The organism is Ancylobacter sp. GW821-FHT10E12 (assembly GCF_058809335.1).
Genome location: NZ_JBXASN010000005.1, coordinates 207408 through 220310 on the forward strand (window position 1 = coordinate 207408; position 12903 = coordinate 220310).

Consider the following 12903-nt stretch of genomic DNA (forward strand, 5'->3'; position numbering starts at 1 on the left):
ACCCTCCCGCCGGCCTCAGGCGGCCAGATCGGCGACGATGGCGTCGAGCACCGGGAAGCCCTGCGGCGTCACCCGCAGGCGGCCGTCGGCCAGCTGCTCGACCATGCCCTCGCCGATCAGCGCCGCCACGCGGCCCGCATCGAAATCGCGCCCGGACAGCGACGCGAAGCGGTGGCGGTCGATGCCCTCGGCGAGCCGAAGCCCCATGATGAGATATTCGTCGGCCTGCTCCGGCCGGCTCAGCCCCTCGTCGGCGACGAGGCCGTGGCCCTGTGCCTCGACACGCGCCACCCACTGTTCCGGGCCGCGCTCGGTGGAGGTGGCGCGCCGGCCCTCCGGCGTGTCGAGCCGGCCATGGGCGCCGGGGCCGATGCCGGCATACTCGCCATAGCGCCAGTAGATGAGATTGTGCCGGCTCTCGGCGCCGGGCCGGGCATGATTGGAGATCTCATAGGCCGGCAGGCCGGCGGTGCTCGTGGTCTCCTGCGTCGCGTCCCACAGGGCGCGGGCGACCTCGCCGTCCGGTATCTTCAGTTTGCCGGCACGGTAGAGGGCGGCGAACGGCGTGCCCTCCTCGATGGTGAGCTGGTAGAGCGAGAGATGCTCGCAGCCCTCGGCGATCGCGCGTTCCAGTTCGCGCGCCCAATCCTCCGGCTTCTGGCCGGGCCGGGCATAGATAAGGTCGAACGATACCCGCTCGAAGGCCGAGCGGGCGATAGCGACAGCGTCCAGAGCCTCGGCGGCGCTGTGCATGCGCCCGAGCGCCTTCAGCGAGGCGTCGTCCAGCGCCTGCACGCCGAGCGAGACGCGGTTGACCCCGGCGGCGCGATAGCCGCGGAAGCGGCCGGCCTCGACACTGGTGGGATTGGCCTCCAGCGTCACTTCGGCGCGCGCATCGAGCGGCCAGGCGGCGTCGATGGCGTTGAGAATGCCCTCCACCGTCGCCGGCGCCATCAGCGAGGGAGTTCCTCCGCCGAAGAACACGCTCGCTGTGCGGCGCTGGCCGATCCGCTCGCGCACATGCGCGATCTCGGCGCGGAAGGCGGCAAGGAACCGCGCTTCGTCCGGCGGCGCGTGCCGGACATGGGAATTGAAGTCGCAATAGGGACATTTGGCGCGACAGAACGGCCAATGCACATAGACGCCGAAGCCGGGATCGAGCGGCGGCGCGGCAAGGACCTTGCCCGCCCGATGCGCCGCCCGATGCGCGGCCTCAGTCAAAATGCGCCCCGAGACAGGCCTCGGCCAGCGCGATGAAGGCGCGGGCGCGGTGCGACAGGCCGCGACCCAGCGGCGGCATGCCGTGCTTCTCCTCGCCGGTCATCTCGCCGAAGACGCGCGTATGACCGTCCGGCAGGAACATCGGGTCGTAGCCGTGGCCGGAATTGCCGCGCGGCGGCCAGACCAGCTCGCCGGCCACCACGCCCTCGAAATCCTCGACATGGCCGTCCGGCCAAGCAATGCACAGCGCCGAGATGAAATAGCCGCGGCGCTGGAACGGCTCGACGGCATCCACCTTGCGCAGTTCCTCCTCCACCCTGGCCATGGCGAGGCCCCAGTCGCGCTCCGGCCCGGCCCAGCGGGCGGTGTAGAGTCCCGGCGCGCCGCCGAGCGCCTCGACGCACAGGCCGGAATCGTCGGCAAAGGCCGGCAGGCCGGTGAGCTCGCAGGCCGAGCGCGCCTTGATGCGGGCGTTCTCGGCGAAGGTGAGCCCGGTCTCCTCCGGTTCCGGCAAGCCGAGGTCGCCGGCGGAAACCGGTTCGACGCCATAAGGCTCCATCAGCCCGCGCATCTCGATGAGCTTGCCGGGATTGTGGGTGGCGATCACCACCCGGCCGGTGAGGCGACGATGCAGCTGGTTGGCGAACGCGTCCATGGCTCAGGCCACCGCCATCTTCTGAAGGTCGACCAGCCGGCCGATGCCTTTGCGGGCGAGACCGAGCATGGCGTTGAATTCCTCCTCCGTGAAGGGGGTCTTCTCCGCCGTGCCCTGCACCTCGACGAAGCCGCCGGTACCGGTCATCACGAAATTCACGTCGGTATCGGCGTCAGAATCCTCGGCATAGTCGAGATCGAGCCGCGGCTCGCCCTGGACGATGCCGCAGGACACCGCCGCCACATGGTCGCGCAGCGGGATCGCCGGGATCATGCTGCGCGCCTTCATCCAGGAAAGGCAGTCATACAGCGCGATCCAGGCACCGGTGATCGAGGCGGTGCGGGTGCCGCCATCGGCCTGGATGACGTCGCAATCGACGGTGATCTGGCGCTCGCCGAGCTTTTCGAGATCGACCACCGCCCGCAGCGAGCGGCCGATCAGCCGCTGGATCTCCTGGGTGCGGCCGGAGGGCTTGCCGGCGGTCGCCTCGCGGCGGGTGCGCTCGTGGGTGGCGCGCGGCAGCATGCCGTATTCGGCGGTGACCCAGCCGCGGCCCTGCCCCTTGAGCCAGGGCGGCAGCCGCTCTTCCAGCGTCGCCGCCACGAGGACATGGGTCTCGCCGAATTTCACCAGGCAGGAGCCCTCGGCATGGCGCAGCACACCGCGCTCGAAGCTGACGGCCCGCATCTCGTCGGAGGCGCGGCGGGACGGACGCATGGTGATGTCTCCATTGCTGACGGGCGCCCCTTGTAAGGGGCAGCGCCCGACAATCGCAAGCGCTTAAAGCCTGTGCCTTGTATGGGTCGGCGCGAAGGCCGATTATATGTTTCACATGAAACGCCTTTCCGGCGAAACGAGCGCTGCCATGCCCCTCGATCCGCTTCTGGCCTCCAGCTCCCCCTCGCTCGCCAAGCTCGACGAGCGCTCGCGGGAGATTTTCCGGCAGATCGTCGAAACCTATCTCGCCACCGGCGAGCCGGCGGGCTCGCGCAACATCTCGCGCCTCATTCCGATGACGCTGTCGCCGGCGTCGGTGCGCAACGTCATGGCGGATCTCGAAGCCGCCGGCCTCATCTTCGCGCCGCATACCAGCGCCGGGCGGCTGCCGACCGAGCGCGGACTGCGCTTCTTCGTCGATTCGCTCCTGGAGATCGGCGACGTCTCGGAGGAGGAACGCAACGCCATCGAGGTGCAGGTGAACGCGGCCGCCCGCGCGCAGACGGTGGACGGCGTGCTGGCGGAAGCCTCCAACATGCTCTCCGGCCTGTCGCGCGGCGCCGGCGTCGTCACCACCACCAAGAGCGACGCGCGGCTCAAGCACATGGAATTCGTACCGCTCGACGCGACGCGGGCACTGCTCATCCTCGTCTCGGACGACGGCGAGGTCGAGAACCGCCTGGTGCCGCTGCCCGCCGGCCTGCCCTCCTCCGCCCTGGTGGAGGCGACGAATTTCCTCAATTCGCGCACCCGCGGACGAACCCTCTCCGAATTGCGCGTCGAGGTGGAGCGCACGCTCGCCGCCCGCCGCGCCGAACTCGACGAGGTGACCGCCCGCGTCGTCGCCGCCGGCCTCGCCTCCTGGTCGGGCGGCGACAAGGCGGAACGCCGGCTGATCGTGCGCGGCCAGACCAAGCTGCTGCAGGATCTCCGGGCGATCGAGGATCTCGAGCGGGTGCGGCTGCTGTTCGACGATCTCGAGGCCAAGCAGGAGGTCGTCGACCTGCTCGGGCGGGCGGAGGACGCGCAGGGACTGCGCATCTTCATCGGCTCGGAGAACAAATTGTTCTCGCTTTCCGGATCCTCCACCATCGTCGCCCCCTATCGCGACGGCCAGGGCCGGGTGGTCGGCGTGCTCGGCGTCATCGGGCCGACACGGCTGAACTATGCCCGCATCGTGCCGATGGTCGATTTCACCGCGCGGGTGGTGAGCCGGGTTCTGGCTGGCACCGGCATCGACGCGGCTTGATTTTTTGCCGCCATCACCCGATATGGCGGGCGCATGCGGGTGCGACGGCAACCGCAAATCCATTCCTCCGACGAGGCAGTCATGACCGAAGACAACCACAAGCCGGCGGACGCTTCCGATGAGATCGCCGGCACCCCGAGCGAAGAGACCGTCGGCGGTGCCGCTGAAGCCGCCGAGGAGGCCTTTGCCGCCGAGCGCGAGCGCTACGAGGCGGAAATCGCCGCGCTGAAGGACAAGTTCCTGCGCGCCTTCGCCGAAGCCGACAATGTCCGCCGGCGCGCCGAGCGCGAAGTCGCCGATGCCAAGCTTTACGGCATCACCGGATTCGCCCGCGACGTGCTGTCGCTCGGCGACGATTTCGAACGCGCCCTCGGGGTGATCGACGCGGAGGCCCGCGCCAACGCCGACGGCACGCTGAAGACCCTGCTCGACGGCATCGAGCTGACGGCGCGCAGCCTCAACCAGACGCTCACCAAGCATGGCGTCGCCCGCATCGAGGCGGAGGGCACCCGCTTCGACCCCAATCTGCACCAGGCGATGTTCGAGGTGCCGAATCAGGAGGTGCCGTCCGGCACCGTCGTGCAGGTGATCCAGCCGGGCTTCACCATCGGCGGGCGCGTGCTGCGCCCGGCGCTGGTAGGCGTATCCAAGGGCGGTCCGAAGGCCGCCCCGGCCGAATCGCAGGCCAGCGAGGGCTGACAGGCCCGAATCGCCGGACCGCCGGGATACAGCTCGCGGCGGCCCGGCTGCGCGTCAGCGCAGCTCCAACCCGTCGCGCAGAGCCCGCAGGCTGTCGAAGTCGCGGGCGAAATCATCCGCCGGCAGCACGCCCACCATGCGGACATAGGCGCTGCGGCCGAAGCGCATCCATTGCGCCACCTTGACCGGCTTGCCGGTCTGCAGGTCGACGGCATTGGCGACGATCTCGATGCCGGGCTGACCGCCGATGCGAAGCGGGCCGCCGCGCTCGATCCTGAGGTCCTTCACACCCGGCACCGAGGCGACCGCGCGCTTGGCGAGGCTTTCGCGCTCGTCCTCGCCGACCTCGCCGGGCACCACGCCGGCGATGAAGATCGGCCGGCCGGCTTCCGGCGCATCCCCTTCGCCCTTCGCCAGCAGCACCGCCGAATTGCCGAGCACCTTCATCACCCGGAAGCCCTCCAGCGACTGGAAGGTGAAGGGCAGCCGGGCAAGCAGCTCCTCCTGGGTCGGCGGCGCGCGGAACACCACGCTCGCCAATGCCGCCTCGATGGCGGCGTCGGGATAGCGGCTCGACGATTCCTCGGGGAACTGAACAGTGACGATGGCGGTCTGGCTCTTGCCGCCGGCCAGCATGATCCATTTCTTCACCGCCACCGCACCGACGCTCTGATAGCCGGTGAGCACCAGTCCGCGCCCGTCATCGGGCAGGGCGATCTCGCGGCGGCCCTCGATGGTGACGCCCTTGCTCTGAAGCGATTGCGGCTCGAAGGTCTTCACGATGGCGTCGAAATCGCTGTGCGGCACCTCGACGATGAGAATCATCGCCTTGGCGGCGCGGTCCTCGAACCCGGCGACGCTGGGAATCGGCGTCATGCCGGCCGGCGGCTCCATTCCCACCGATCCGCCATTGGGAAAGAGCGGCTCGGCCAGAGCCGCGACGGACGAACCGACGAGGGCGGCGATCAGGACGACGGCGCGGACGAGACGGCGCATTGAATTTCCTTCCGTGGGAAAACGGGTAGGCCCGTTGTGCTCATAGCGCCGCATCGTCGCTCCCGCGAGCCGGATGCACGCGCCGTAACGTCAGATTGATGCGGCCGGGCTGGCTGAGCAGTGTCGAGGTTCCGGCCAGAATGCGATCGACGCCATGATAGGCGAGACGGCTCGGCCCGGACATCAGCAGCGCGTCGCCGGAGGCGAGGCGGATAGAGCGCGTGGCGCCGCGCCGCTCGACGCCGCCGATGCGGAAGATGGCGGTGTCGCCGAGCGACAGCGAAAGCACCGGGGCCGAGAATTCGCGCTCGTCCTTGTCCTGGTGCAGGCTCATGCGCGCCTCGGGCGCGTACCAGTTGATCAGGCAGGCTTCCGGGGCGAGCGCACAGCCGGCCAGTTCGTCCCAGGCCCGCTGCAGCACCGCCGGCAGCGGCGGCCAGGGCTTTCCGGTCACCGGATGGTTAGGCTGGTAGCGATAGCCGGTCTCGTCCGACATCCAGCCGAGCGGCCCGCAATTCGACATGCGCACCGAAAAGGGCTGGCCGGTACGCGGCATGCGCGGAACGAAAAGCGGCGCCAGCTCCAGCACGGCACGGATGTCGGCGACCAGCGCTTCCTGTGCCGGACGGTCGAGATAGCCCTGCCACCACAGGCAGCCGGGCGCGAGTTCGAGGGGAGCGGGGGCCATCGCGCGCCTCAGAGCTTGCGGAGCGCCACCGCCTCCACCTCGTGGTCGCCGCCCTTGCGCAGGATCAGGTCGGCGCGCTGGCGGGTCGGCAGGATGTTTTCCTGCAGATTCACGAGGTTGATGGTGCGCCAGATGGAACGGGCGGTCTGATCGGCCTCCGCCGCCGTGATGCCGGCATAGCGGTGGAAATAGGCGGCGGGATCGCGGAAGGCGGTCTCGCGCAACCGCATGAAGCGCTCGACATACCAGCGCTCGAGGATCGCCTCGTCGGCGTCGATATAGACCTTGAAGTCGAAGAAATCGGAGACGAAGGGAATGCCCTTGCCGTCCTTGGGCGGGCGGCTGGTCTGCAGCACGTTCAACCCCTCGACGATGAGGATGTCCGGCTGATCGACCTCGACCCGCTCGTTGGGCATCACGTCATAGTCGAAATGGCTGTAGATCGGCCCGGCCACCGGGTGGCGGCCGGCCTTGATGTCGGTGAGGAAGTGCAGCAGGGCCGGCAGGTCGTAGCTCTCGGGAAAGCCCTTCCTCTGCATCAGCCCCTCGCGCTCCAGCACCGCATTGGGCAGCAGAAAGCCGTCGGTCGTCACCAGCGCCACCTTGGGCGTGTTGGCCCAGCGGGCGAGCAGCGCCTGCAGCACGCGCGAGGTGGTCGACTTGCCCACCGCCACCGAGCCGGCGACGCCGATGATATAGGGCATCTTGCCGGCCTGTTCGGGGCCGAGGAATTTCTGCATGGCGCGAAACAGCTTCTGCGTCGCGCCGACATAGATGGAGAGCAGCCGCGACAGCGGCAGGTAGATCTGCTCGATCTCCGCCAGCGACAGACGGTCGTTCAGGCCCTGCAGCCGAGCGATCTCGTCGGCGGTCAGCGGCTGGGGCGTGTCGGCACGCAGCGACGCCCATTCGGCACGCGAGAAATTGCGGAAGGGCGACAGCCCCTCTCCGTCGAGCTTCATGTCCATCGGCTGCGAATCCCCGGGCAGCGTTTCCCCGTCCTCGCCCGGACTTTGGTGCCGAGCGTTGGTCGACCGTATACCACACTACGATTCCGTCCGATACGACTGGCTCCCGGCCCTGCGGGACGCTCAGCCGGCCGGCCGGGACGCCTTTTCATCGATGCCCGAACGGGCGGTACGGCGACCGAGCTCCGCATAGATGTCCTCGAGGGGAATCCCCCGCGCATGGAGCAGCACCAGCAAATGGTAGAGGAGGTCCGCGCTCTCCGAAACGACGGCTTTCGTATCAGCCGCGACCGCGGCCAGCGCGGTTTCGACCGCCTCCTCGCCGAGCTTCTGGGCGCATTTGGCAACGCCCTTCTCGATCAGCGAGCGGGTATAGGAGGGCGGCCCGCCGCCGGCCGCACGCGCGGCGACGATGGCGGCGAGGTCGTCGAGGGTCACGCGTTCGTCGCTCATGGCTCGCTCCTCAGCCGCGCCGAACCGGCAGGCCGGCTTGCGCAAGCCGGTCCTTGGCCGCGCCGATGGTGAAGGTACCGAAATGGAAGATCGAGGCAGCGAGCACCGCGCTCGCGCGCCCATCGCGGATGCCTTCCACCAGATGGTCGAGCGTGCCGACGCCGCCGGAGGCGATCACCGGCACCGGCACCGCGTCGGAAACGGCGCGGGTGAGGGCGAGATCGAAGCCTTCGCCAGTACCGTCGCGGTCCATGGAGGTGAGCAGGATCTCGCCGGCACCGAGCGCCACCACCTCGCGCGCATAGTCCACCGCGTCGATGCCGGTGCGATTGCGCCCGCCATGGGTGAAGATCTCCCAGCGGTCCGCCTCGCCGGCGAGCGACACCTTCTTGGCATCGATGGCGACGACGATGCACTGCTCGCCGAACTTCGCCGCCGCCTCGCCCACGAATTCCCGCCGGTTCACCGCGGCGGTGTTGATCGCCACCTTGTCGGCGCCGGCGTTCAGCAGCGCGCGGATGTCCTCGACGGTCCGCACGCCGCCGCCGACGGTCAGCGGCATGAAGCATTGTTCGGCGGTGCGGCTGACCACGTCGATCAGCGTGCCGCGCGCCTCGACGCTGGCGGTGATGTCGAGGAAGCACAGCTCGTCGGCGCCGGCGGCATCATAGGCCTTTGCCGCCTCCACCGGATCGCCGGCATCGCGCAGGTCGACGAATTTCACACCCTTGACGACCCGCCCGTCCTTCACGTCGAGGCAGGGGATGACGCGAACCTTGAGCATCGAATCCGCGCTCATGCCGCCACCCCGGCGACCAGCGCCAGGGCGGCGCGGGCGTCGAGGCGGCCGTCATAGAGCGCGCGGCCGGTGATGGCGCCTTCGAGCTTGCTGGCGCGCGGCTCCAGCAGCGCCCGCACATCGTCGATCGAGGCGAGGCCGCCGGAGGCGATCACCGGGATCGAGATGGCCTCGGCCAATGCGAGGGTGGCGTCGAGATTGAGGCCCTTGAGCAGGCCGTCGCGGGCGATGTCGGTGTAGATGATCGCCGCGACGCCGGCATCCTCGAAGCGCTGCGCCAGTTCCAGCGCGGTCAGGTCCGAGGTCTCCGCCCAGCCCTCCACCGCGACGCGGCCGTCCTTGGCGTCAAGCCCGACGGCGACGCGGCCGGGAAAGCGGCGCGCCGCCTCCCTCACGAAAGCCGGATCGCGCACCGCCGCGGTGCCGAGGATGACGCGGGTGATGCCCTTCTCCAGCCACGCCTCGACGCCGGCAAGGTCGCGAATGCCGCCGCCGAGCTGCACCGGCATCGTCACCGCTTCAAGGATGCGCTCCACCGCGCCGGCATTTACCGGCTTGCCGGCAAAGGCGCCGTCGAGGTCGACGATATGCAGGTAGCGGAAGCCCTGCGCCTCGAACTGCGCCGCCTGCTGGGCGGGATCGTGATTGAACACGGTGGCGCGCGCCATGTCGCCCTGCTGGAGGCGTACGCACAGGCCCTGCTTGAGATCGATGGCGGGAAAGAGGATCACGGCGTCCACGTCAGGAAATTGGCGAGAAGGGCGAGGCCGAGGCGCTGGCTCTTCTCGGGATGAAACTGGGTGCCGGCGAGGTTGTCGCGGGCGATGATCGCCGTGACCTTGCCGCCATAGTCGGCGGTGGCGACGAGCTCGTCGTCCCGCGCGGCGGCGAGATGATAGGAATGCACGAAATAAGCATCGAGCCCGTCGGCGCCAGTGGGAATACCGGCGAGGATCGGATGCGGGCGCCGCACCTCCAGCGCATTCCAGCCCATATGCGGGATCTTCAACATCGGATCGTCCGGCGAAATCTTCACCACGTCGCCGGCTATCCAGCCGAGGCCGGAGGTCACGCCGTGCTCGAGCCCGCGCTCGGCCATCAGCTGGGCGCCAACGCAGATGCCGAGAAAGGGGCGGCCCTTCTCGATCACCGTCTCGGTGAGCGCCTCCACCATACCGTCGACCGCGTCGAGCCCGCGCCGGCAATCGGCATAGGCACCGACGCCGGGAAGCACGATGCGATCGGCGCGGCGCACCGTCTCCGGGTCGCTCGACACCACCACGCGCGCGCCTGAGCCGCCTTCGCGGGCGGCACGCTCCAGCGCCTTGCCGGCCGAGTGCAGGTTACCCGAGCCGTAATCGATAAGAACGACCGTATCGGAACCGCTCATCGCCCCCTTGCCTCCGGGAACAGGCCGAGCACCGGGCCCGGCGTCGCGGGTGCGCCGAGATGCAGCTCGAAGAAGCGCCGCTCGGCCGCCTCGCCATGTTCGGCGCTCACCGCGCCGACCTCCTCGAAGCCCTGCCAGACCAGCTTGCGCCGCCGCAGGCTCGGGAGCTCCAGCGCCACGAACAGGTTCGGCACCAGCAGCGCCACCACGAACCAGCCGCCGAGATCAAAACGCACGAACGCCGCCAGCAGCGCGAGCTCGACCGCCGCATGGACGAGGAAGGCGAGCCACAGACGATGCGCCAGCAGCACCAGCGGCGCGAAGAACAGCGCACTCCACGCGGTCTTCTCGCGCACGAGCACGACCCGGTCGGCCCATTGCCGCTCGCCGGGCACCGCCTCGTCAGGCTCGAATACCGTCCACACCGCCATATTCTCTCGTCCCGGCCGCCCGGCCGCCCGTTCTCAGCCGCCCAGGCTGCCCTTGGTGGAAGGGATCTCGCCGGCCGCAGCCGGATCGATCGCCACCGCCGCCCGCAGCGCCCGGGCCAGGCCCTTGAAGCAGCTCTCGGCGATATGGTGGGCATTGGTGCCGTAGAGCGTCTCGACATGCAGGGTGATGCCGGCATTCATGGCAAAGGCCTGGAAGAACTCGCGCACCAGCTCGGTGTCGAAATCGCCGATCTTCGCCACCGCGAATTCGGTGCGGAACACCAGGAAGGGCCGGCCGGAAATGTCGAGCGCGACGCGGGTCAGCGTCTCGTCCATCGGCAGATGCAGGCTGGCATAGCGGGTGATGCCGCGCATGTCGCCCAGCGCCTGGCGGATCGCCTGGCCGAGGGCGATGCCGACATCCTCCACCGTGTGGTGGAAGTCGACATGCAGGTCGCCCTTGGCGGCAATGTCCATGTCGATCCGCGCATGGCGGGCGAGCAGGTCCAGCATATGGTCGAAAAAGCCCACGCCGGTCGCGATCGTCGCCTTGCCCGTGCCGTCGAGGTTCACGGAAAGGCGGATATCGGTTTCCTTGGTGGCGCGAGTGATGGACGCCGTGCGCATTCAGGGGCTCCCGGAAGAGCCGGCGTCTTAGCAGCATTGCAGGTCCGGCGCCATATCGGGGCCATATAAAGCCGATCCGTGCGGCCAACATGCTGGGCAAGCTCATGCTTTCCCGTCATCATCGCGCGCCTCACCCGGAACCTGCCCATGAATGTCGCTGCGCTGCGTTCCCGCGCGCCTTTGTTCCTCGCCGTCTTCATCGACATCTTCTCGTTCGGGCTGATGTACCCGCTGATCGTCGCGCTATTCGGCGGCGGCTGGGTAGCCGAGGCCTACGCGCCGGCGGCGCGCGATACGCTGCTGTCGCTCGCCTTCGCGCTGTTTCCGATCGGCATGTTCTTCGGCGCCTCGCTGCTCGGGGACCTGTCGGACGCGATGGGACGTCGCAAGACGCTGATGATCTGCATGGGCGGGCTCGCCGCCGGCTATGGCTTGATGTGGATGGCGCTGGAGATCGGTCATCTGTGGCTGTTCTTCGTCGGCCGCCTCGCCTGCGGGCTGATGGCCGGCACCGCCCCCATCGCCCAGGCATCGGTCGTCGATGCGGCAGCGGAAAGCGAGCGCAGCGCCGCGATGGCGCAGGTGGTGCTGGTGAACACGCTGGGCATGGTCGCCGGCCCGGCCATTGGCGGCCTGCTCGGCCACTGGGATTTCCGCCTGCCGCTCGGCCTCGCGCTGCTGCTTTGCCTCGTCACGCTCGTCCTGCTGCGCAACGCGCATTTCGCCGCCGACCAGGCCCGTCGCGCCTTCAGGCTGGACTGGAAGCAGCCCTTCCGGCTGCTGGCGCGGGTGCAGGACCGGCCGGCAATCTGGCGGCCCGGCGGCGCCTTCCTTTTGTTCCAGTTCGGCTTCCTGATCTACTACACCTTCATTCTCATCGAGATGCAGCGCTCCTACGGCTTCACCACCGCCGATCTCGGCCTGTTCTCCATGGTGATGGGGCTCGGCTGCGCCGTCTCCTCCGCCTGGGGCTACAAGCTGGTGCGCGGTCGCTTTTCCAACGATCGGCCGGTGGCGCTGATCGGGCTGGCCCTGTGCGGCCTGTTCGTCGCCGCCAGCGCCCTGCCGATCCCGGCCTATGGCCAGGTCGCCCTCGGCTTCCTGTCCACCATGAGCAACATCCTCGCCTTCATCACCCTGCTCGCCGCCATTTCCTCCTGCGTGGACGAGAGCGAGCGCGGCTGGGCCCTCGGCATCGCCAATGCGTCGGTCGCGCTGTCGGTCTTCGTCGCCGGGCTGATGACCGGCCTGCTCGTGGCGCTGCCGAGCGACGCTTTCCTGCTGCTCGGCGGATTGATCGTGCTGGCCGGCATGGTGCCGGCGTGGCGAATGCGCACGGCAGGCTGAGCCGGCAGCTGTTGCGAAAGTGCAACCCGTTCCTACCTAAGGGCTCTGTTTCGGAGTTCCCCATGAATACCAGCGGTTTCCCCACCCAGCATTCTCCCGACACCATCTACGGCACCACCATCGTGTCCGTGCGGTCCGGCAACCGCGTCGCCATCGGCGGCGACGGGCAGGTGACGCTCGGTGCGACGGTGATGAAGTCGAACGCCCGCAAGGTGCGTCGGCTCGGGCGCGGCGACGTGATCGGCGGCTTTGCCGGCGCCACCGCCGACGCTTTCACCCTCTTTGAGCGGCTCGAGGCCAAGCTCGAGCAGTATCCCGGCCAGTTGCAGCGCGCCGCCGTCGAGCTCGCCAAGGACTGGCGCACCGACCGCTATCTGCGCCGGCTGGAAGCGATGATGATCGTCGCCGACGCCAACATCACCCTGGTGCTGACCGGCACCGGCGACGTGCTGGAGCCCGAATCCGGCATCGCCGCCATCGGCTCGGGCGGCAATTATGCGCTCGCAGCGGCCCGCGCGCTCGCCGAGAGCGAGCTGGAGCCCGAGGCGATCGTGCGCAAGAGCCTGTCCATCGCCGCCGACATCTGCATCTACACCAACCATAACGTGGTGGTGGAAACCATCGGCTGAACGCCGATGGTCCGCTCCCCCGCGAAAGCACCCG

At 68.8% G+C, this 12903-nt stretch carries 16 protein-coding genes; 4 read left to right on the forward strand and 12 right to left on the reverse strand.

Annotated features, from left to right (window positions below; all coding sequences use genetic code 11):
• Positions 1–15: 15 nt before the first annotated feature.
• The 3 genes from hemW to rph are packed head-to-tail and all read right to left on the reverse strand — an operon-like array spanning position 16 to position 2593.
• On the reverse strand, positions 16–1221 hold the full coding sequence (hemW, locus tag AC1RU4_RS08750) for a radical SAM family heme chaperone HemW (RefSeq protein ID WP_492890670.1): 1206 nt from the start codon (positions 1219–1221) through the stop codon (positions 16–18).
• A complete protein-coding gene (gene rdgB, locus AC1RU4_RS08755) occupies positions 1214–1876 on the reverse strand; it encodes an RdgB/HAM1 family non-canonical purine NTP pyrophosphatase (protein WP_492890671.1) in 663 nt (220 codons plus the stop codon). Before rdgB ends, hemW begins: the two co-directional genes overlap by 8 nt.
• A gap of 3 nt (positions 1877–1879) precedes the next feature.
• On the reverse strand, positions 1880–2593 hold the full coding sequence (rph, locus tag AC1RU4_RS08760) for a ribonuclease PH (protein ID WP_492890672.1): 714 nt from the start codon (positions 2591–2593) through the stop codon (positions 1880–1882).
• Between the two features lie 148 nt (positions 2594–2741).
• Between rph and hrcA the strand changes: the two genes are divergently transcribed.
• Entirely contained in the window at positions 2742–3842 is a 1101-nt protein-coding gene (gene hrcA, locus AC1RU4_RS08765) for a heat-inducible transcriptional repressor HrcA (protein ID WP_492890673.1), read from the forward strand.
• 81 nt (positions 3843–3923) lie between these two features.
• A complete protein-coding gene (grpE, locus tag AC1RU4_RS08770; protein WP_492890674.1) occupies positions 3924–4541 on the forward strand; it encodes a nucleotide exchange factor GrpE in 618 nt (205 codons plus the stop codon).
• Between the two features lie 54 nt (positions 4542–4595).
• On the opposite strand, the gene AC1RU4_RS08775 is transcribed toward grpE, so the two are convergent.
• The 9 genes from AC1RU4_RS08775 to hisB form a co-directional block, all read right to left on the reverse strand.
• On the reverse strand, positions 4596–5537 hold the full coding sequence (locus tag AC1RU4_RS08775; protein ID WP_492890675.1) for a hypothetical protein: 942 nt from the start codon (positions 5535–5537) through the stop codon (positions 4596–4598).
• 40 nt (positions 5538–5577) lie between these two features.
• Positions 5578–6225, reverse strand: a complete 648-nt coding sequence (locus tag AC1RU4_RS08780; RefSeq protein WP_492890676.1) for an alpha-ketoglutarate-dependent dioxygenase AlkB family protein — start codon at positions 6223–6225, stop codon at positions 5578–5580.
• A gap of 8 nt (positions 6226–6233) precedes the next feature.
• Complete coding sequence (gene coaA / locus AC1RU4_RS08785; protein WP_492890677.1) at positions 6234–7193, reverse strand: type I pantothenate kinase; 960 nt, start codon at positions 7191–7193, stop codon at positions 6234–6236.
• Between the two features lie 123 nt (positions 7194–7316).
• A complete protein-coding gene (locus AC1RU4_RS08790) occupies positions 7317–7646 on the reverse strand; it encodes a phosphoribosyl-ATP diphosphatase (RefSeq protein WP_492890678.1) in 330 nt (109 codons plus the stop codon).
• 10 nt (positions 7647–7656) lie between these two features.
• Complete coding sequence (gene hisF, locus AC1RU4_RS08795) at positions 7657–8430, reverse strand: imidazole glycerol phosphate synthase subunit HisF (RefSeq protein WP_492890773.1); 774 nt, start codon at positions 8428–8430, stop codon at positions 7657–7659.
• 11 nt (positions 8431–8441) lie between these two features.
• Entirely contained in the window at positions 8442–9176 is a 735-nt protein-coding gene (gene hisA / locus AC1RU4_RS08800) for a 1-(5-phosphoribosyl)-5-[(5-phosphoribosylamino)methylideneamino]imidazole-4-carboxamide isomerase (RefSeq protein ID WP_492890679.1), read from the reverse strand.
• Positions 9173–9835, reverse strand: a complete 663-nt coding sequence (gene hisH, locus AC1RU4_RS08805; RefSeq protein ID WP_492890680.1) for an imidazole glycerol phosphate synthase subunit HisH — start codon at positions 9833–9835, stop codon at positions 9173–9175. The genes hisA and hisH overlap by 4 nt, the downstream gene beginning before the upstream one ends.
• The gene (locus AC1RU4_RS08810; protein WP_492890681.1) at positions 9832–10266 is read right to left on the reverse strand and encodes a DUF2628 domain-containing protein; all 435 of its coding nucleotides are present in this window, start codon (positions 10264–10266) and stop codon (positions 9832–9834) included. The genes hisH and AC1RU4_RS08810 overlap by 4 nt, the downstream gene beginning before the upstream one ends.
• Positions 10267–10299: 33 nt before the next feature.
• Complete coding sequence (gene hisB, locus AC1RU4_RS08815) at positions 10300–10893, reverse strand: imidazoleglycerol-phosphate dehydratase HisB (protein WP_492890682.1); 594 nt, start codon at positions 10891–10893, stop codon at positions 10300–10302.
• 147 nt (positions 10894–11040) lie between these two features.
• Here hisB and AC1RU4_RS08820 point away from each other — a divergent pair, with 147 nt between their 5' ends.
• Positions 11041–12240, forward strand: coding sequence for an MFS transporter (locus AC1RU4_RS08820; RefSeq protein ID WP_492890683.1), 1200 nt, complete (start codon positions 11041–11043; stop codon positions 12238–12240).
• A 62-nt stretch (positions 12241–12302) separates the two neighbouring features.
• On the forward strand, positions 12303–12869 hold the full coding sequence (gene hslV / locus AC1RU4_RS08825) for an ATP-dependent protease subunit HslV (RefSeq protein ID WP_492890684.1): 567 nt from the start codon (positions 12303–12305) through the stop codon (positions 12867–12869).
• The last annotated feature ends 34 nt before the right edge of the window (positions 12870–12903 follow it).